Annotated in this window: 15 protein-coding genes and 1 tRNA gene; 9 read left to right on the forward strand and 7 right to left on the reverse strand. The window is 73.5% G+C overall.

Features of this window, described 5'->3' with window-relative positions; genetic code table 11:
- Positions 1–29 precede the first annotated feature (29 nt).
- Positions 30–368, forward strand: a complete 339-nt coding sequence (locus AB0N29_RS09320) for an anti-sigma factor antagonist (protein ID WP_302269211.1) — start codon at positions 30–32, stop codon at positions 366–368.
- A gap of 234 nt (positions 369–602) precedes the next feature.
- Positions 603–3,062 carry a sodium-translocating pyrophosphatase gene (locus AB0N29_RS09325; RefSeq protein WP_364866044.1) on the forward strand — a complete coding sequence of 820 codons (2,460 nt, stop codon included), beginning with the start codon at positions 603–605 and terminating at the stop codon, positions 3,060–3,062.
- A gap of 75 nt (positions 3,063–3,137) precedes the next feature.
- Here the strand turns inward: AB0N29_RS09325 and AB0N29_RS09330 are convergent, their stop codons facing one another.
- A complete protein-coding gene (locus tag AB0N29_RS09330) occupies positions 3,138–4,502 on the reverse strand; it encodes an Ig-like domain repeat protein (RefSeq protein ID WP_364866046.1) in 1,365 nt (454 codons plus the stop codon).
- Between the two features lie 134 nt (positions 4,503–4,636).
- Positions 4,637–6,229: an Ig-like domain repeat protein gene (locus AB0N29_RS09335; protein WP_364866048.1), complete on the reverse strand. Its 1,593-nt coding sequence runs from the start codon at positions 6,227–6,229 to the stop codon at positions 4,637–4,639.
- A 247-nt stretch (positions 6,230–6,476) separates the two neighbouring features.
- Here AB0N29_RS09335 and AB0N29_RS09340 point away from each other — a divergent pair, with 247 nt between their 5' ends.
- Positions 6,477–7,949: a methyltransferase gene (locus AB0N29_RS09340; protein WP_364866050.1), complete on the forward strand. Its 1,473-nt coding sequence runs from the start codon at positions 6,477–6,479 to the stop codon at positions 7,947–7,949.
- Here the strand turns inward: AB0N29_RS09340 and AB0N29_RS09345 are convergent.
- Together AB0N29_RS09345 and AB0N29_RS09350 are read right to left on the reverse strand one after the other, a co-directional pair.
- Positions 7,930–8,610 carry a hypothetical protein gene (locus tag AB0N29_RS09345; RefSeq protein WP_364866052.1) on the reverse strand — a complete coding sequence of 227 codons (681 nt, stop codon included), beginning with the start codon at positions 8,608–8,610 and terminating at the stop codon, positions 7,930–7,932. The genes AB0N29_RS09340 and AB0N29_RS09345 overlap by 20 nt on opposite strands.
- Entirely contained in the window at positions 8,607–9,170 is a 564-nt protein-coding gene (locus tag AB0N29_RS09350) for a sigma-70 family RNA polymerase sigma factor (RefSeq protein WP_364866054.1), read from the reverse strand. Before AB0N29_RS09350 ends, AB0N29_RS09345 begins: the two co-directional genes overlap by 4 nt.
- A 202-nt stretch (positions 9,171–9,372) precedes the next feature.
- Between AB0N29_RS09350 and topA the strand changes: the two genes are divergently transcribed.
- On the forward strand, positions 9,373–12,114 hold the full coding sequence (gene topA, locus AB0N29_RS09355) for a type I DNA topoisomerase (RefSeq protein ID WP_364866056.1): 2,742 nt from the start codon (positions 9,373–9,375) through the stop codon (positions 12,112–12,114).
- A gap of 12 nt (positions 12,115–12,126) precedes the next feature.
- Here topA and AB0N29_RS09360 read toward each other — a convergent pair whose 3' ends face one another.
- Positions 12,127–13,107, reverse strand: coding sequence for a YihY/virulence factor BrkB family protein (locus AB0N29_RS09360; RefSeq protein WP_364866058.1), 981 nt, complete (start codon positions 13,105–13,107; stop codon positions 12,127–12,129).
- Positions 13,108–13,292: 185 nt separating this feature from the next.
- On the opposite strand from AB0N29_RS09360, the gene tmk reads away from it, so the two are divergent.
- The 3 genes from tmk to AB0N29_RS09375 are packed head-to-tail and all read left to right on the forward strand — an operon-like array spanning position 13,293 to position 16,644.
- Positions 13,293–13,925 carry a dTMP kinase gene (tmk, locus tag AB0N29_RS09365; RefSeq protein ID WP_364866060.1) on the forward strand — a complete coding sequence of 211 codons (633 nt, stop codon included), beginning with the start codon at positions 13,293–13,295 and terminating at the stop codon, positions 13,923–13,925.
- Positions 13,922–15,070, forward strand: a complete 1,149-nt coding sequence (locus AB0N29_RS09370) for a DNA polymerase III subunit delta' (protein ID WP_302269223.1) — start codon at positions 13,922–13,924, stop codon at positions 15,068–15,070. The genes tmk and AB0N29_RS09370 overlap by 4 nt, the downstream gene beginning before the upstream one ends.
- On the forward strand, positions 15,070–16,644 hold the full coding sequence (locus AB0N29_RS09375; RefSeq protein WP_364866063.1) for an alpha/beta hydrolase: 1,575 nt from the start codon (positions 15,070–15,072) through the stop codon (positions 16,642–16,644). Before AB0N29_RS09370 ends, AB0N29_RS09375 begins: the two co-directional genes overlap by 1 nt.
- A gap of 9 nt (positions 16,645–16,653) precedes the next feature.
- Here AB0N29_RS09375 and AB0N29_RS09380 read toward each other — a convergent pair whose 3' ends face one another.
- Together AB0N29_RS09380 and AB0N29_RS09385 are read right to left on the reverse strand one after the other, a co-directional pair.
- Entirely contained in the window at positions 16,654–17,604 is a 951-nt protein-coding gene (locus tag AB0N29_RS09380; protein ID WP_364866065.1) for a TauD/TfdA family dioxygenase, read from the reverse strand.
- 61 nt (positions 17,605–17,665) lie between these two features.
- Positions 17,666–18,592, reverse strand: a complete 927-nt coding sequence (locus tag AB0N29_RS09385) for a LysR family transcriptional regulator (RefSeq protein ID WP_364866067.1) — start codon at positions 18,590–18,592, stop codon at positions 17,666–17,668.
- A 105-nt stretch (positions 18,593–18,697) separates the two neighbouring features.
- Here AB0N29_RS09385 and AB0N29_RS09390 point away from each other — a divergent pair, with 105 nt between their 5' ends.
- Together AB0N29_RS09390 and AB0N29_RS09395 are read left to right on the forward strand one after the other, a co-directional pair.
- The gene (locus AB0N29_RS09390) at positions 18,698–18,880 is read left to right on the forward strand and encodes a hypothetical protein (protein ID WP_302269229.1); all 183 of its coding nucleotides are present in this window, start codon (positions 18,698–18,700) and stop codon (positions 18,878–18,880) included.
- A 103-nt stretch (positions 18,881–18,983) separates the two neighbouring features.
- A tRNA-Thr gene (locus AB0N29_RS09395) sits at positions 18,984–19,056 on the forward strand.
- Positions 19,057–19,112 lie beyond the last annotated feature (56 nt).

The following is a 19,112-nucleotide window of genomic DNA, read 5'->3' on the forward strand; positions in this document are numbered from 1 at the left end:
CGACCGGACAGTGCCTCCAGGGAGAACACGTGGACCTGACTCTTGCGACGCGCGACGTCGATGGGACGACCATCGTTGCCGTCGGTGGCGAGATCGACGTGTACACGGCACCCAAGCTGCGCGACAAGATCACCGAGCTGGTCGCGGCCGGCGTGTACGACCTGGTCATCGACATGGAGGCCGTCGAGTTCCTCGACTCCACCGGTCTCGGCGTGCTGGTCGGCGGTCTGAAGAAGGTCCGCGCCCACGAGGGCTCGCTGCAGCTGGTGTGCACCCAGGACCGCCTGCTCAAGATCTTCCGGATCACCGGCCTGGCGAAGGTCTTCGTCATCCACGACTCCGCGGACGCCGCCCTCGCCGGCAGCTGATCCCGCCGGCCGCGGCGTTCCACGCCGCGCACCGCTGGCCCTCACGACCGTGTCCCGCTCGGGGCACGGTCGTCGTACGTCCGGACCCGAGGTCGTGACGACGCGCCTGTGACCCAGGTCACGTTGTGCTGCATGCCGGCAGCACGCCGTGCGTAGACTCCGGCTCGATCGTGACCTGGATCACGTCGACGTCGCTGCCGGCGCGATCGCACCCCTCAGCTCAGGAGGTAGCGCATGACCGGGATCCATCCCGCCGTCGCCGTGGAAGGAGGGAACCTCGTCCTCGTCATCGTCGTGGCGCTGATCGCGCTCGGCGCCATCGCGATGGCCGTGATGTTCCGTCAGGAGGTCCTCGCCGCCCCCGAGGGCTCGCCGAAGATGAAGGAGATCGCCACCGCGGTCCAGGAGGGGGCCAACGCCTACCTCCAGCGGCAGTTCCGCACGCTGGCCGTCTTCGCGGTCGTGGCCTTCTTCCTGCTGCTCGTGCTCCCCGCCGACGACACGGTCGTGCGGGTCTTCCGGTCGGTCTTCTTCCTGCTCGGCGCGGGCTTCTCCGCGGCGATCGGCTACCTGGGCATGTCGCTCGCGGTGCGGGCCAACCTCCGGGTGGCGGCCGCGGCGGAGACCACCGGGCGCGAGCCGGCGATGAACATCGGCTTCCGCACCGGCGCCGTGGTCGGCATGGCCACGGTCGGGCTCGGGCTGCTCGGCGCGAGCCTGGTGGTGATGATCTTCCAGGACGACGCGCCCGACGTGCTCGAGGGCTTCGGGTTCGGCGCGGCCCTGCTGGCGATGTTCATGCGGGTCGGCGGCGGCATCTTCACCAAGGCCGCGGACGTCGGCGCGGACCTCGTCGGCAAGGTCGAGAACAACATCCCCGAGGACGACCCGCGCAACGCCGCCACCATCGCCGACAACGTCGGTGACAACGTCGGCGACTGCGCGGGCATGGCCGCCGACCTGTTCGAGTCCTACGCGGTCACGCTCGTGGCCGCGCTGATCCTCGGCTCCCAGGCGTTCGGCGACAAGGGCCTGGTCTACCCGCTGCTCATCCCCGCCATCGGCGCGCTGACGGCGGTGGCCGGTGTCTACCTGTGCAAGCCGCGGGTGGGCGAGAACGGCCTGACCACCATCAACCGAGCGTTCTACCTCTCCGCCGGCATCGCCGCCCTGGCCTGCATCGCGCTGTCCTTCCTCTACCTGCCCACCGACTTCGCGGACCTCGAGAACGCCGGCGACAGCTCGCTGGACCTCCTGCTGGGCAACGCCGCGGACGGCAACCCCGCGCTGATCGGTGCGGTCGCCGTGACGATCGGCATCGTGCTGGCCGCGGTGATCCTGGCGCTGACCGGCTACTTCACCGGCACCGACTTCAAGCCGGTCAAGGACGTCGGCCGCACCTCGCTCACCGGTCCCGCGACGGTCATCCTGTCCGGCCTGTCGGTCGGGTTCGAGTCGGCGGTCTACACGACGCTGGTCATCGGGGCCGCCGTCTTCGGGGCGTTCCTGCTCGGCGGCGGCTCGCTGTCCATCGCGCTGTTCGCGGTCGCGCTGGCCGGCTGCGGCCTGCTCACGACCGTGGGCGTCATCGTCGCGATGGACACCTTCGGACCGGTCTCGGACAACGCCCAGGGCATCGCGGAGATGTCGGGCGACGTCAGCCCGGCCGGCGCGCAGATCCTCACCGAGCTCGACGCGGTCGGCAACACGACCAAGGCCATCACCAAGGGCATCGCGATCGCGACCGCCGTCCTCGCCGCGAGCGCGCTGTTCGGCTCCTACATCGGCTCGGCGATCGACTCCGCCCGCGACGCGGACCTCGACCAGGAGGGGACCGCGGACCTGATCCTCGGCTTCTTCGTCTTCAGCCCCGACGTCCTGGTCGGGCTGCTCATCGGTGTGGCGGTGGTCTTCCTCTTCTCCGGCCTGGCGATCAACGCGGTCGGCCGTGCGGCCGGTGCGGTGGTCTACGAGGTGCGCCGCCAGTTCCGGGAGATCCCCGGGATCATGGAGGGCACCGGCCGGCCGGAGTACGGCAAGGTCGTCGACATCGTCACCCGCGACTCGCTGCGGGAGCTCGCGACCCCCGGCATCCTGGCGATCCTCGCGCCGATCGCGGTCGGCTTCGGCCTCGGCGTCGGGCCGCTGGCGGGCTTCCTCGCCGGCGCGATCGGTGCCGGCACCCTGATGGCGGTGTTCCTCGCGAACGCCGGTGGCGCCTGGGACAACGCCAAGAAGCTCGTCGAGGACGGGCACCACGGTGGCAAGGGGTCGCCGGCCCACGAGGCGACGATCATCGGCGACACGGTCGGCGACCCGTTCAAGGACACCGCCGGTCCGGCTATCAACCCGCTCATCAAGGTGATGAACCTGGTCTCGCTGCTCATCGTGGGCGCGGTCGTCTCGCTGACCATGGGCGAGGACGCCAACCGGCCGCTGTCGGTGGTGATCGCGCTGGTCGCCGCCGCCGGCATCCTGGTCGCGGTGGTCATCTCCAAGCGCCGGTCGGTGGTCATCGGCGACGACGACGGCAACCCCACCCCGCCGGCGCCCCCGCCGCTGCCCCCGGCCGGAGCGGTCGACCCGGCCACCGGTCACCCGGTCACCGCCCCGGGCCACCCCGTCGGCCGACCTCCCGGTGAGCCCGTGGTCGACCCGGCGCCGACGCAGCCCTACCAGTCGCCGACGCCGTAGTCCCGGAACGGCACCAGCAGCACGAGAGCCCCCCGGCGCCGAGGCGCCGGGGGGCTCTGCACGTGGAGCGGGCTGCTACTTCAGCACGGTCAGCGTGACCACCTTGGACGTGGCGCCCTTGGTCGAGCCGTTGCCGGCGTACACGGCGCGCAGCTTGTGCTTGCCGGGGGCGAGCTTGGGCAGCTTGACCAGCTTGCTGCCGTTGTCCGCGGCGCGCACGACGTACTTCTTCACCTTCGTGCGGCCGTCGAGCACCGTGACGGTGCCTGCGGGCGAGGCGCCGGCGGCCCTCAGGGTGATCCGCAGGACGCTCTTGGTGCCCTTCGCGACCTTCTTCTTCGCCAGGCCGAGCTTCACCGTGCTGGCGGCCTTGGCGACCGTGACGGGGTCGGTGCTGGCGCGGCCGGGCTGGTAGCCGGTCCGGCTGGCGGCCACGACGGCCCAGACCTGCTTGCCGGCGTCGGCGGCGCCGGCGACGTACGTCGAGCCGGTCTGGCCGGCGATCGGCTGGTTCCCCCGCATCCACTGGTAGGCGAACTGCGTGGTGCCGGTGCCGCTCCACGTGCCCGGGTTGATCGAGAGCCGGCCACCGACCTTCGGCTGGCCCGTGACGGCCGGGGCGCTGACCGCGGTCGGGGCAGCCCCGAGCGCGGGGGTGACCGCGGCGCTGGTGGAGGTGCCGGACTGGTCGCCCTTGGTGCCCGTGGCGCGGACCGTGAGCGCCTTGAGGGCGTCCTCCGGGGCGACGGTGTAGGTCTGCTTGGTGGCGCCCGGGATGGCGACGCCGCTGCGCAGCCACTGGTACGTCGTGGTGGCGTCGGCGACGTCCCAGGCGGGTGCGACCGCCTCGAGCGTGGACCCGACCTGCGCGGCGCTCGACCGGATGGAGACCGGCGTGGTCGCCTTCGGGGCCGTGGCGCTGGCGCCCGGGAGCTGGAGCGCGGAGGTGATGGTGTCCAGCGGCAGGAAGCCGAGGAGCGTGGTGGTCACCTTGGCCGCGACCTGGCAGCCGGCCTGGGCCTCGGTCGGGACGAACTGCCAGGGGTCGGCCTGCGCGGGCAGCTCGATCAGGGAGCCGTCGCAGAGCCAGGAGACGTCGAAGGACAGCAGCTTCTGCAGGTCGAGCGGCAGGGCCTCGAACAGCGGCTTGGTGAGCGTGAGCACCTGGCCCACGCCCGGGATGGTGTCGAGCGACAGCGACGGCGGCGTGCTCGGCAGCGGCAGGCCCTCGAGGCCCGGCAGGGGCAGCCCGGGCAGCGGCAGGCCCGGCAGGCCCGGCAGTCCGGGCAGCCCCGGCAGGCCCGGGACCTCGGCCGCCGCCGGGCGGGCCGGCTGGGCCGGTGCCGCCTCGGCGGGCGTGAGTGCTGCTCCCGCGACCAGGCCGGTGCTGATCAGGGACGTGGTGGCGACGGCGCCCAGGGCGCGCTTCAAGGAATGCATGTTTCCCTCCCATGACGGCGCCCGGGACGGGGCGCCGGAACTGCTCTCTCCGCGCGCGACGGTACGGCGGAGCGTGACGTGGGACACACGGATCGGCCGCGTGCCCCTGCTGGTCTGGACCGGTCCGGAGGTGGTCACGCCCGCTTCCGGACCGTGAGCACGACGACCTTCGAGGTCGACGGTGCCGTGGTGGTCGAGCCGACGTACTGGACCCGGATGCGGTGCCTGCCGACGGCCAGCCCCCGCAGCCTGACCGTGCGGGTGCCACGCACGACGACCTTGGTCAGCACCCGCGTGCCGTCGAGGACGCGCACGGTGCCGGTCGGGGCGCCGGCGGCCGAGCGGACGGCGACCCGGAGCGTGACCTTCGCGCCCTTGCGGACCTCCGTGCGGCTGAGTCGCGCGACGGTGGTGGAGGACGACCGGGCGACCGTGACGGTGGGCGAGCTGGACGTGCCCTCCGCGAAGCCGGTCGCCCTCGCCGTGACGGCGACCGAGAGCGCGCGTCCGACGTCGGCGGGCCGGACGACGTACGTCGGGCCGGTGGCGCCGGGGATGGTGCTCCCGTCGCGCCGCCACGTGTAGGCGACCGCGGTGGCCGGGGCGCTCCAGGTGCCGGGGGTGGCGGTGAGCGTCCGCCCGACCGTGACGCCGCCCGCGGGCCGCGTGATCGAGGGCGGGACCGTCGCGGTCAGCGGCTCGGCGGCGCCGACGGTGACGGCCTGGGACGTCGCGGTGCCCGGGGTGTGGCCGGCGCGCGTGCCGGTGGCCCGCGCGGCGAGGGTGCGGCCGGCGTCGGCCTCGGTGACGGCGTACGACGCGGTCGTCGCGCCGGTGACCGGCTGGCCGTCGCGGAGCCACTGGTAGGTCGTGACGACCGGCCTGGTCCCCGACCAGGCGGGCGCCGCGACGGTGAGCGTGCTGCCGGGCCTGGGGTCGCCCGAGACGGCCGGTGCAGCCGCGGTCGGGGCGTCGCCGAGGAGGACCGTGACGGCGGAGCTGGTCGAGGTGGCGGGCTCGGGGGCACCGTCCCGGGTGCCGGTCGCGCGGACGGTGACCGCCTTGCCGAGGTCCTCGGCGGTCGGGGTGTACGACGCGGCCGTGGCGCCCGTGATCGCCGTGCCGCCGCGCAGCCACTGGTAGGTGGTGGCGACGTCGGTGGCGTCGGTGTCCCAGGCCGGTGCGGTCGCGGTGAGCGGTGCGCCGACCTTCGGGGTGCCGGCGACGGCGACCGGCTTGGTGGCGACCGGCGTCTGCGGCGCCACGCCCAGCGGCACGAGCACGGAGGCGGTGACGGCTTCGACCGGCAGGATGCCCAGGACCCGTCCGACGAACTTCGCGGCGACCTGGCAGCCGGCCTGGGCCTGGGTCGGCACGAAGGTGAGCTGTCCCTGCGTCCCCGGGATCGGGACGCCGTCGCACAGCCACTCGACGTCGGTGGCGACGAGGCTGTTCAGAATGTTCCAGACCGGCGCGGTGGCGGTCAGCAGCTGGCCCACGCCGGGCGCGCCGCCGAGGGTCGACAGCAGCGGCTGGGTGACGACGGAGAGGCCGCCCAGGATCGGGTCGAGGATCGGGTCCAGGATGCCGTCGCCGGTCTGCGGCCGGGAGACCGGCGCCGGCTGCGCCGGCGCCGCCGCGGCCGAGCCGGCGGTGCCGAGCGCGAGGCCCGAGGACAGCAGGGCGGTGGTGGCGAGCGCGCTCAGGGCGCGGTGGTGCGTGGGCATGCAGGTCCCTCCCCATCGGACGCCCGGGCTCCCGGCCGGACGCACAGCTGTGTCGCGACGTGTCACGCACGTCACGTTCTTCCCCGGGACGGAACCTAGGGCCAAGGACGGGTCTTAAGACAGGTCTTTGCCTCGGGATGGCCCGAACGGACTAGTCCATCCGGGCCATGCGGCAGGTGCTCGGTAGTCATCCGGACGAGCCATGTGGGAGGTCCGCCCGGACGTGGATGGCCCTAGAGTCGAGCCGGTGAGCACCTCTGCCTCCGACCTCCCGGCCCGCCTGCGCGCGGCGCTGACCGTGGCCGGCTTCACCTACGACGCCGTCGCCGAGCTGCTCGGTCCCAGCGCCCACGACGCCCTGGCCCGCAACGAGACGACCCCGGGGCTGCGGCGCACCCAGGGCGGCTTGCCGCTGGAGACGCTCGTCCGCCTCTTCCTGCTCCAGACGCCGGTCGGCCTCGCGGAGGCCCAGCGCGCGCTCCCGGACCTGGTGGACCGGATGGCCGCCGAGGGCCTGCTCGAGCAGACCGTCGGCGAGGTCGCCGCGCGCCTCGACGTGCGGCCGTACGCCGCGGACGGCCGCGACCTGTGGGTCGTCAGCGACCTGACCCCCGGCCTCGACGGCGGGCCGCAGGTGGTCGGCACCGACCACGTGCTCGGGATCAGCCCGGCCTCGACCTCGCTGGCCCAGCTGACGATCCGCGAGCCGTTCGGCCGGGCGCTCGACCTCGGCACCGGGTGCGGCGTGCAGGCGCTGCACCTCGCCACCCACGTGGGCCAGGTCGTCGCCACCGACGTCAACCGGCGTGCGCTGTGGGTGACCCGCTTCAACGCCGCGCTCAACGAGGTCGCCGGCAGCATCGACGTGCGCGAGGGGTCCTTCTTCGAGCCGGTCGCGGACGAGCGCTTCGACCTGATCGCCACCAACCCGCCGTTCGTCATCTCGCCGGCGACGGGCGAGCGCCTGGTCTACCGCGACTCCGGGCTGCCGGGGGACCGCGTCGTGGAGGACATCGTCCGTGCGGCGCCCTCGCACCTCGCCGACGGCGGCTGGTGCCAGGTCCTGGCCAACTGGGCCGTGCTCGACGGCCGCCCCTGGGACGAGCGGCTGGCACCGTGGATCGCCGACGACTGCGACGCGCTCGTCGTGCAGCGCGAGCTGCTCGACCCCTCGGCGTACGTCGAGCTGTGGCTCAAGGACGCCGGGCAGCACGGCGCGCCGGACTACCTGGTCCGCTACGACACCTGGCTCTCGTGGTTCGAGGAGCAGGGCGTGGAGGCGATCGGGTTCGGGTGGATCAACCTGCACCGGACCGGGCCGGGCGCGAGCCGGCGCACCTTCCTCGACTGGCCCTACGACGTCGAGCAGCCGATCGGCCCCGCGATCCGCGCCTGGGGCGACGCGGGCTCGGTGGAGGTCGGCGCGGAGGTGCGGCTCGTGGTCCGCGAGGACGTGCGCCAGGAGACCGTCGGCCCGGTGGGCGCCGAGGACCCGGAGACGATCGTGCTGCGCCAGCAGCGCGGCCTGCGGCGGGCCCGGCAGGCCGACACCGTCGAGGCGGCGCTGGTCGGTGCCTGCGACGGTGAGCTGAGCGTCGGCCAGATCCTCGACGCCGTCGCCCAGCTCACCGACCGCGACGCCGAGCAGACCCGGGCGACCTACCTGCCCGTCGTGGCCGAGCTGGTCGAGGAGGGCTTCCTCACCGCAGCTCGCCCGTGAGCGGCATCGCCTCCTGCTCGACCTCGCTGCCGAGGACGGCGTCGACGCGGAGCTCGAGCCGGGGCGCCTCGCCGCAGGAGGCCTCGACCACCTCGACGGTGCCGGAGGCGCCGCCCACGGCGCTGGACAGCTCGTTGGCCTCGCGGTCCCCGGCGAGGGCGAAGAAGAGGACGACCGGGTAGGTGTCCGAGCCACCCGGCCCGTCGACCGGCAGGTGCAGGACCCGGCCCGCGGGCAGCTTGTCGACCTCGCCCTCGATGAAGAGGTACGGCTCTGACAGGCCGCCGTCCGCGGTCTCGCCGGTGGTGCGGAAGGGCGACTGTGCGGTGATGGTGCCGCCCTCGCAGGTCACCTCGACCTCGTCGAAGGTGTGCGTCGTCCCGTCCGGCATCGTGGTGCTCAGCGTGCTCACCGGTCCGGGCTCGCGCTCCGTGGCCGGGTCGACCGCCCGGTCCGGCTCGCCGCCGGTGCTGACCGCGGCGGTGCCAACGACGGCCGCCACGGCGAGGGCGGCGACGCCCCCGGCGGCGCGGCGCCGGCGGCGGCGTACGGCGATCCGGCGGGCGACCCGCTGCGGGGCGTCGCCCGGCGGGTGCACCGCGGCGCCCAGCCGGTCGTAGGCGGCGGCGATCGTGCGGTCGTGCCCGGTGTCGTCGTTCATCGGTTCGCTTCCTCTCGTCGGGCCGGACCCGGGACGGCCGGGAGGTGGCCTGCGTGGTGGTCCGCGTGGTCGCGGGCGTGCTCGCGCAGGCGCTGGGTGCCGCGGGAGAGCTGGCTCTTCACGGTCCCCTCCGAGCAGCCCATCCGCTCCGCGATGCCACGGACGTCGAGGTCCTCGACGTACCGCAGCGCGAGGGCGGTGCGCTGCCGCGGGGTGAGCGTGGCGAGCGCCTCGACCAGCCACACGTCGACCGCGCCGACCTGCTGCACCGGCTGGCCGCGGTCGGCCCCGCCGAGCAGCGGCAGCTCGCGCCTCAGCCGGCGCACCCGATCGATGTTGAGGCGCACCATGACCGTCCGCACCCACGCCTCGGGCACGTCCGGCCGGCGGCCGTCCCACCGCTCGCCGAGGCGCGCGAAGGTCTCCTGGGTCAGGTCCCAGGCGTCGTGCGGGTCGCCGGTGAGCGCGTGCGCCAGCCGCAGGAGCGCGGCCTGGTGCACGGCCATGAAGTCGGCGAACCCGCCGAGGCCGGGTTCGGTCCCCGGTCCGCCTCCAGCCATGTGCCCTCTCCCGTCCGTCCGGTGTCCACTGTCCCCCTTCTGACGGTGACCGGGCCCGGAACGTTGAGGGAGAGATCGGTCTCGGGGCGCTGGTCCCCGGCCCCCGTCGGGGCGGCCGGGTCGACAGCACGCGCTACCGTGAGCGGCCGTGAGCCCCGGTGATCGTGGCTCCGTCCCAGGCAACGTGAGGAATGACAGGTCCGTGGCACACAAGTTGGTGATCGTCGAGTCCCCGGCGAAGGCCCAGAAGATCGGGGGCTACCTCGGTCAGGGGTACGTCGTCGAGTCCTCGATCGGGCACATCCGTGACCTGCCACAGTCCGCCGCCGACATCCCGGCCAAGATCAAGGACAAGTGGTGGGGCCGGTTCGGTGTCGACATCGACAACGGCTTCGAGCCCTACTACGTGGTCCCGAAGCGCTCCAAGGACCAGGTCAAGAAGCTCAAGTCGCTGCTCAAGGACGCCGACGAGCTCTTCCTCGCCACCGATGAGGACCGCGAGGGCGAGGCGATCGCCTGGCACCTCCTCGACGAGCTGAAGCCCAAGGGCATCCCGGTGCGCCGGATGGTCTTCCACGAGATCACCGAGCCGGCGATCCTCGCCGCGGCCGAGAACCCCCGCGAGCTCGACATGGACCTCGTCGAGGCCCAGGAGGCCCGACGCATCCTCGACCGCCTCTACGGCTACGAGGTCAGCCCGGTGCTGTGGAAGAAGGTCATGTCCGGCCTCTCCGCGGGCCGCGTGCAGTCCGTGGCCACCCGCCTGGTCGTCGACCGCGAGCGCGAGCGGATGCGCTTCCGCGTGGCGTCGTACTGGGACCTCGACGCGACCTTCGACGCCGGCTCCGAGCACGACCAGCGGATGTTCCCGGCCAAGCTGCACTCCGTCGACGCGGTCCGGGTCGCGCGCGGCTCGGACTTCGGTCCGGACGGGAACCTCAAAGCCGCCACCACCGATGGTGACCCCAAGCGACCGCTACCACTGCACGTGGACCGGACCCGCGCGGAGGCGCTGTCGCAGGCGCTGCAGGAGAGCACCTTCGAGGTGCGCTCGGTGGAGTCCAAGCCCTATCGCCGCTCGCCGTACGCGCCGTTCCGCACCACGACGCTGCAGCAGGAGGCCAGCCGCAAGCTCGGCATGAGCGCGAGCGTGACGATGTCGGTCGCCCAGCGCCTGTACGAGAACGGCTTCATCACCTACATGCGTACCGACTCCTCGACGCTGTCGGGGGCCGCGATCGACGCGGCACGGTCGCAGGTGCGCGAGCTGTACGGCGCCGAGTACCTCCCCGACGCCCCCCGCACCTACGCCGGCAAGGTCAAGAACGCCCAGGAGGCGCACGAGGCGATCCGCCCCGCGGGCGACACCTTCCGCACCCCCGGCCAGACCGGCCTGACCGGTGAGCAGTTCCGGCTCTACGAGCTGATCTGGATGCGCACCGTCGCCTCGCAGATGAAGGACGCCACCGGCCAGTCGGTCTCGGTCCGCATCGGCGGCACCGCCGCGACCGGCGAGGACGTGGTGTTCTCCGCCAGCGGTCGCACCATCACCTTCCACGGCTTCCTCAAGGCCTACGTCGAGGGCACCGACGACGGCGGCCAGAAGGACGACGCCGAGACCCGGCTCCCCGTCCTGGCCGAGGGCGACGCCCTCTCCGCGGCCTCGCTCGCCGCCGCCGGCCACGAGACCAAGCCGCCGGCCCGCTACACCGAGGCCACGCTGGTCAAGGAGCTCGAGGACCGCGAGATCGGCCGCCCGTCGACGTACGCCTCGATCATCAAGACGATCATCGACCGCGGCTACGTCTACAAGAAGGGCACGGCCCTGGTGCCGGCCTGGCTGGCGTTCTCGGTGATCCGCCTGATGGAGGAGCACTTCCCCCGGCAGATCTCCTACGAGTTCACCGCCCAGATGGAGGACGCGCTCGACGAGATCGCCGCCGGCCGCAAGGACCGCGGCACCGAGCTGGCGGAGTTCTACTTCGGCACCGGCGACGTCGAGGGCCTCAAGAAGCTGGTCGACGGGCTCGGCGACATCGACGCGCGCGAGCTGGCGACGTTCCCCGTCGGCGGCCCCGACTCCGGGATCAACCTGCGCGTGGGCCGGTACGGCCCCTACCTCGAGGGGCCCGACGACGAGGGCAACCCGATCGGCAAGCGGGCCAACGTGCCCGACGACCTGCCGCCGGACGAGCTGACGCTGGAGAAGGCCACCGAGCTCTTCGCCAACCCCGCCGGGGAGGAGATCCAGCTCGGCCGCCACCCCGAGTCCGGCCTGGAGGTCGTGGCGAAGAACGGCCGCTTCGGCCCGTACGTCACCGAGGTGCTCCCCGAGGACGCGCCGAAGTCGGCCAAGCCGCGCACCGGCTCGCTGTTCAAGTCGATGTCGCTCGACACGATCTCCCTCGAGGACGCCGTCAAGCTGCTGTCGCTGCCGCGGGTGGTCGGCACCGCCGAGGACGGCGAGGAGATCACCGCGCAGAACGGCCGGTACGGGCCGTACCTGAAGAAGGGCACCGACTCGCGGTCGCTGGCCTCCGAGGACCAGCTGCTCACGATCACCCTCGACGAGGCGCTGCGGATCTACGCCCAGCCCAAGCAGCGCGGTCGTGCCGCGGCCGCGCCGCCGCTCAAGGAGCTCGGCAACGACCCGGTCTCCGGGCAGCCGGTGGTCGTGAAGTCCGGCCGGTTCGGGGAGTACGTCACCGACGGGGAGTACAACGCGACCCTCCGCAAGGACGACACCGTCGAGTCGATCACCATCGAGCGCGCCGCCGAGCTGCTCGCCGAGCGGCGCGAGCGCGGCCCGGCCAAGAAGGGCGCGAAGAAGACGACGAAGGCGCCGGCCAAGAAGGCGGCGGCCAAGAAGACCACCGCCAAGAAGACGGCGACCAAGAAGACCACGGCGAAGAAGGCGACGGGGGCCGCGGCCAAGAAGGCCTGACCGGCGCCGCTCTCAGGAGTCCCGGACCGCCCGCCCGTGCGGGCGGCCGGGGTCGTCGTACGCCGGCTCCGGCTCGCCGGCGCGGTAGGCCTCCAGCTGCGCGCACACGGCCGTGCCGTAGAACAGCCCGGTCGCGCTCAGCCAGGACCACAGCAGCAGAGCCATGATCCCCGCCAGCGGCCCGTAGGTGTCGCCGAAGGACCCGCTGAGCCGCACGTACGCCGCCAGGCCGGCCGCCGCGAGCAGGCTGACCGCCACCGCGGTGGCCGAGCCGAGCGCGAGCCATGACAGCGCCGGCTGGCGTCGCCGCGGGGCGTGGTCGAGCAGCACCGCGATCGTCACGACGAGCAGCAGCAGGCCCAGGGGCCAGCGGGCGACGTCCCAGGCCCGGTCGGTGCCGGCGGACCAGCCGTAGACCTCGACCATCGCGTCCCCGAACGCCCCGCCCGCGACGAGCAGCAGGAACCCGAGCCCCACCGGCACCGCCAGCAGTGCGGTCAGCACCGCCGCGCGGCCGTACTTGTGCAGGGCGGGCCGGTCGCGGCGGATGCCGTAGATCCGGTTCGTCCCGCGCTCGACCTGTCCCATGGCGGTCGTCATCGACACCAGCGACAGCACCAGGCCCAGGGCGAGCGCGACCTCGCCGGCGTCCTCGCTGCTGTCGCCGCCGGCGACCGCCCCGGCGAGCGCGTCGCCACCGCCCTGCCCGGGCGAGACCTGCTGGACGGTCAGCGCGACGACCTCGGCCAGCCGCTGCTGGTCGAGGTCGGCGGTCAGCCCGGTGAGCGCCAGCAGGAACGGCACGACCGCGAGGCAGGCCTGCAGGGCGAGCGCGCGGCTGTTGGTGAACCCGTCGCCGTACCGGAACCGCACGAAGGAGTCGACCGCCACCCGCCGCAGCCCGTGGTGGCGGGCGAGGTGCCAGGCGTCCTCGGCGTCGAGCTCGTCGCCGTCCATCTCCGTGGTGACCGGGACGGTGCGCGCGGTGGTCATGGCGCGGGAGTCTGGCAGCCGCGGTCCGCGGCGCGCGCGGCGGCCGACGCCGCCCGGGTGCTCCTCAGGGGAAACCGGCACTCCTCAGGGGAAGCTTCCGCCGAGGAGTGCCGGAATCCCCGGGGCCCCGGGGAATCCTGCACGCCGCGTTGGCCGGTGTCGGTCGTCCCACGTAGGTTCGGGCCGTGCACTCACCCACCGGCGTCCTCGTCTGCTTCGAGGGTGGCGAGGGGTCGGGCAAGTCCACCCAGTCCCGGCGGCTTCGGGAGTGGCTGGAGGCCGAGGGGTACGCCGTCGTGCTGACCTTCGAGCCCGGCGACACCGAGGTCGGCAAGGTCCTGCGCCGGCTGGTCCTCGACCCGACGACCGGCGACCTCGACCCGCACACCGAGGCGCTGCTGTACGCCGCCGACCGCGCCGAGCACGTCGCGCGCCTCGTCCGGCCCGCCCTCGAGCGCGGGGAGGTCGTGGTGATGGACCGGTACGTCGACTCCTCGCTGGCCTACCAGGGCGCCGGGCGCGACCTCGACCTCGCCATGGTGGAGCGGATCTCGCGCTGGGCGACCGACGACCTGCGACCCCACCTGACCGTGGTGCTCGACCTGGAGCCCGAGCAGGGCCTGGGCCGGTTCGCCGAGCGGGACAAGATCGAGGGGGAGGGGCTGGAGTTCCACCGCCGGGTCCGCGAGGCGTTCCTGCGGATGGCCGAGGCCGACCCCGAGCACTACCTCGTGCTCGACGCCCGCGCCCCCGTCGACGAGGTCGCCGCCGCGGTGCGCGCCCGCGTCGAGCCGCTGCTCGGGCAGGCCGCACGATGACGGTCTGGGACTCCCTGGTCGGGCAGGCCCGGCCGGTCGAGGCGCTCGCCGCCGCCGCCCGCGGGCAGGGGATGAGCCACGCCTGGCTGTTCACCGGACCGCCGGGCTCGGGCCGCTCCAACGCCGCCATCGCCTTCGCGGCCGCCCTGCAGTGCGAGGACGCCGGCTGCGGCACCTGCCACTCGTGCCGCACGGTGCTCGCCGGCTCCCACGCCGACGTCGCGGTCGCGCGGACCGAGTCGGTGCAGTTCGTCGTCAAGGAGGCCCGGGAGCTGGTGCGCCGCTCGGCGCTCAGCCCGGTCGGCGGCCGCTGGCAGATCATCGTGGTCGAGGACGCCGACCGGTTCAACGAGCACTCCGGCAACGCCATGCTCAAGGCGATCGAGGAGCCGAACGCGCGGACCGTGTGGCTGCTCTGCGCACCGACCGTCGAGGACGTGCTGCCGACGATCCGCTCGCGGTGCCGCCTGGTCACCCTGGCCACGCCGGCCACCGCCGACGTCGCGGCGTTCCTCGCCCGCACCGACGCGGTCGACCCCGCGCTCGCGTCGTACGCCGCCCGCGCCAGCCAGGGCCACATCGGGCGAGCCCGCGCGCTGGTGCGCGACGAGGGCGCCCGGCAGCGCCGCAACGAGGTCGTCGGCATCCCCGCCTCGGTCACCGACCTCGGCCGGTGCATGCGGGCGGCGGCCCGGCTCGCGGAGGTCGCCAAGGAGGAGGCGGAGGCCATCACCTCCGAGCGGGAGGCGCGGGAGAAGGCCGAGCTCGACCAGGCCTTCGGCTACGAGGACCGCGGTCGACGCCCGCGCGAGTACGCCGCGGCGGCCAAGGCGCTGCAGGAGGACCAGAAGCGGCGCGCCAAGCGGCGCGTCCTCGACGTGGTCGACCGCGCGCTGATGGACCTGGTGTCGGTCTACCGCGACGCGATCGCGATCCAGACCGGCGCGCCCGGCGAGCTGGTCAACGCCGAGATCCGGGCCGACCTCGACGTGGTCGTCCGCACCTCGACCCCGGAGCTGAACCTGCGCCGGATCGGGTGGATCTTCGAGGCCCGCGAGCAGATGCTGGAGTTCAACGTCCCGGTCGCCCTCGCCCTGGAGTCGATGATGGTCGCGCTGCGCGTGCCGAGCCGAGGAGCCGCCTGATGAGCACGAGGACCGTCCGGATCGTCGTGCTGGTGCTGGTCGCCGCGCTCGTCCTCAGCGGCGTCGGGCTCGCCGTCGCCGGGCTCACCGGCGGCGACGGCTCGGGGTCCTCCTCGGGCGGTGCGGGCCGGTCCGTGCCCGCACCGACCACCACCCCCGCGCCCGGCGCGCAGGACCCGCCCCGGCCGGCCCTGCGGAAGTACTACGAGCAGGAGATCGCCTGGGCGGCCTGCGGGGACAACGAGTGCGCCCGGCTGACGGTGCCGCTGGACTACGCCGAGCCGGCGGGCGAGACGATCCAGATCGCGGTGCTGCGGGTGCCGGCCGGCGACCCGGAGCGGCGGATCGGCTCGCTGGTGGTCAACCCCGGCGGGCCCGGCGCGCCCGGCACGACGTACGCCGCGCAGGCCGGCCTCGCCTTCCGCGAGCCGCTGCGCGAGCGCTACGACGTCGTCGGCTTCGACCCGCGCGGCACCGGCTTCTCGACCGCCGTCGACTGCGTCTCCGACGAGCAGCTCGACGTCTTCCTCGCCGCCGACCCCGCCCCCGACGACCGCGAGGAGGCCGACGCCCTCGAGCAGGCGCAGCGCGCCTTCAACGCCGGCTGCGCCGCGGAGTCCGGAGCCCTCGCCGACCACGTCACCACCGTCGAGGCGGCCCAGGACATGGACGTCCTGCGCTCCGCGCTGGGGGAGTCGACGCTGACCTACCTCGGCGCGTCGTACGGCACGAAGCTCGGCGCGACCTACGCCGAGCTCCACCCCGACCGCGTCGGCCGGTTCGTGCTCGACGGGGCGGTGGACCCCACGCTCACCGCGCGCGAGCAGACCCTCGGCCAGGCGCGCGGCTTCGAGACGGCGATCCGCGCCTACGTCGAGGACTGCGTCGACAGCGGTGACTGCCCGCTCGGCGACTCCGTCGAGGCCGGCCTCCAGCGGCTGTCCGACTTCATCGACGAGGTCGACGCCGAGCCGCTGCCCACCGGCGGCGAGCGCGAGCTGGCCGTCGGCAACGCGATCACGGGGATCATCGCGCCGCTCTACAACCGCGACTACTGGTTCCTGCTCACCCGAGCGCTGACCGCGGCGTTCGAGGGCGACGGGTCGCAGCTCATGCAGCTCTCGGACCTCTACTCCTCGCGCGGACCCGAGGGCTACCAGGACAACAGCTCCGAGGCGATCCTCGCGATCAACTGCCTCGACGACCCCTCGGCGGTCGACCCCGACGACATCCCCGGGCAGGTGGCGGCGTTCGAGGAGGCCTCGCCGACCTTCGGCGAGGTCTTCGCGTGGGGGCAGGCCGGCTGCCTCGGTGTGCGGGCGGAGGCCACCGTGGAGACGCCGGAGATCGACGCCGCCGGGGCGCCGCCGATCCTGGTGATCGGCACGACGCGCGACCCGGCGACGCCGTACGCCTGGGCGGAGGCGCTGGCCGGCGAGCTGGAGTCCGGCGTGCTGGTCACCCGCGACGGCGACGGGCACACCGGCTACAACGTGGGCAACGCGTGCGTCGACGAGGCGGTCGAGGACTACCTCGTCGACGGCACCGTCCCCGAGGACGGGCTGCGCTGCTGACCGGTCGGGTCAGCTGATCAGCTCGTCGATCCGGGCGTAGGCGTCCGAGCTGCCGGCCACGACCCGGCTGGAGCGGCCGTCGACCGAGACCGGCACGTCGCCGACGAGCGTCACGCGCCGTACCTCGCGGCGGTGGTTGTCGAAGTCGGCCACGGCGTAGTGCTGGGTCGCCCGGTTGTCCCACATCGCGACGTCGCCCTCCTGCCACTGCCAGCGGACGGTGTTCTCCAGCCGGGTCACCCGGTCCTGGAGGAGCTTGAACAGCGCGCTGGACTCGGCGGTGTTCAGCCCCACGAAGCGCTTGACGAAGTGCCCCAGGACGAGCGAGCGCTCGCCGGTCTCGGGGTGCACGCGCACCACCGGGTGCTCCGTCTCGTAGTACGTCGCCCGGAACTGGCCGCGGTCGAGCGCGTCGCGGTCGGGGGAGTCGCCCTCGGGGTCCTCAGAGGTGGCGACGTAGTCGTACTCGTTGGTGTGCACCGCCCAGAGCCCGTCCACGAGGGCCCGCAGCGGCGGCGTGAGGGCGTCGTACGCCGCGACGGTGTTGGCCCAGACGGTGTTGCCGCCGTACGGCGGGATGGTGACGCCGCGCAGCACGCTGATCGCCGGGACACGGTCGACGAAGGTGACGTCGGTGTGCCAGCTGTTGGCCGCCATCCCCTTGGTCGCGTTGAGGCTGAGGACGTGCGCGCTGCCGGTGTTGACGGTCGGGTGGGCCGTGGTGAGCGTGCCCAGCTGCTCGGCGAAGGCCAGCTGCCCGGCGTCGTCGAGGTGGTCCTGGCCGCGGAAGAAGACCACCTTGTGGGCGAGCAGCGCGGCGCGGATGGTGGCGACGGCTTCGGGGTCGAGGTCCGCGCCGAGGCGGACCCCCTCGATCACGGCGCCGATGCGGCCACCGACCTTGCGGACGGTGGGGAGGTCGGACGTGGCGCGGGTGGGGCGGTCCAGGGTGCTGGTCATGCTTCCTCCTGCTAAGTCGAGTGAGTAACTAGACAATAACAGGGTCGCAGCCTTCGGGCGATCACCTCGGGTGGATGGGGTCGGCGATCGCCTGGATGCGGCGCGTGGCCAGCTCGATCATCAGCCGGGCGGCGGGGGAGAGGGTGGCGTCGGAGCGGTGGACGATCGCGAGGATGTCGTGCTGGCGGGGGCGCAGCGGGGCCCAGCCGGCGCGGGGGGCGAGGCGCGGGAGCAGCTCGTCGACGACGCCGCGCGGGACGACGCTGTCGGCCAGCCCCAGGCCGACCAGCTCGACGGCGGTCTCGACGTCCTCGACCTCGATCCGGGTGGTCGGGTTGCGGCCGGTCTCGTGCAGCATCTGCCGCAGCACGATCCGCGTGGAGTCGTTCGCCCGCCAGGTCGTCTCGGGCAGCACCAGCGACGCCTGGGAGAGCCGGTGGGCGGTGACCGGCGAGGCCACCCGCTCGGGGTCGGCGGAGATGTAGACCAGCTCGTCGCGGGCGACCGGCGTGATGGTCATGCCCTCGCTCGAGGCGGCCGCCACGGCGATCATCGCCGCCTCGAGCCGACCGCGCCGCAGGTCCTCCTGCACGTCGGTCGAGTTCTGGCCGATCAGCTCGACCCGGACGCCGGGGTAGCGCTCGAGCACGTCCGCGACGAGCCCGGCGCCGGCGTACAGCCGGGCGGTGCCGAACATGCCGAACCGGATCGTCCCCGTCTCCAGCGAGCGGGCGCCCTGCACCGCCCGCTCGGCCTCGTCGATCGAGGCCAGCACCCGCTCGGCGTACGGCCGGAGCGTGTCGGCCACGGTGGTCGGGACGACCCCGCGCCCGACCCGGCGGAACAGCTGCACGTCGAGGGACTTCTCCAGCGCCCGGATCTGCTCGGACACCGACGGCTGGGCGTACCCGAGCTCCTCCGCGGCACGAGTGAGCGAGCCCTGCTCGTACGTCGCGAGGAAGCATGTGAGCTGGTGCACAGAAAGCATAGGTCCAGCCTATGTCGACCGCAGGAAAGTCAGGCTACCCCTATGGCTGGACCTGATCCAGAATGGACTCAGCACCACTCCACCCGAGTCGAGAAAGGATCCGCCGTGTTCACCCACGTCTGCACCGCCTGCGCCAAGCGCCAGCTCATCTTCCCCTCCCAGGTCACGGCGGTCGCCGACAGCGAGCGCGGCCCGGTGGCGACCTTCACCTGCTGGTGCGGCGCCGAGCAGTCGGCGCTCTACGGCCTCGCCCCGGCCAAGGGCTCGACGGTCGTCCTCGCGGCCTGACCCACCGCTCCACCACCGGGCGTGTGCCGGTTTCGCCCCCGGCAGGCGGCGTCCGTATACTCTCCCGGGTTGCCCGGCAGGTCTCGACCGCGCCGGGCAGCGCGCCGCCTTAGCTCAGTCGGTAGAGCGTCTCACTCGTAATGAGAAGGTCGTCGGTTCGATTCCGACAGGCGGCTCCCCTCGACACGGCCCCCACCCCACCGGGTGGGGGCCGTGTCGCGTCCCCGCCGCT

This window comes from Nocardioides sp. NPDC092400, from assembly GCF_040684155.1.
Lineage (GTDB): Bacteria > Actinomycetota > Actinomycetes > Propionibacteriales > Nocardioidaceae > Nocardioides.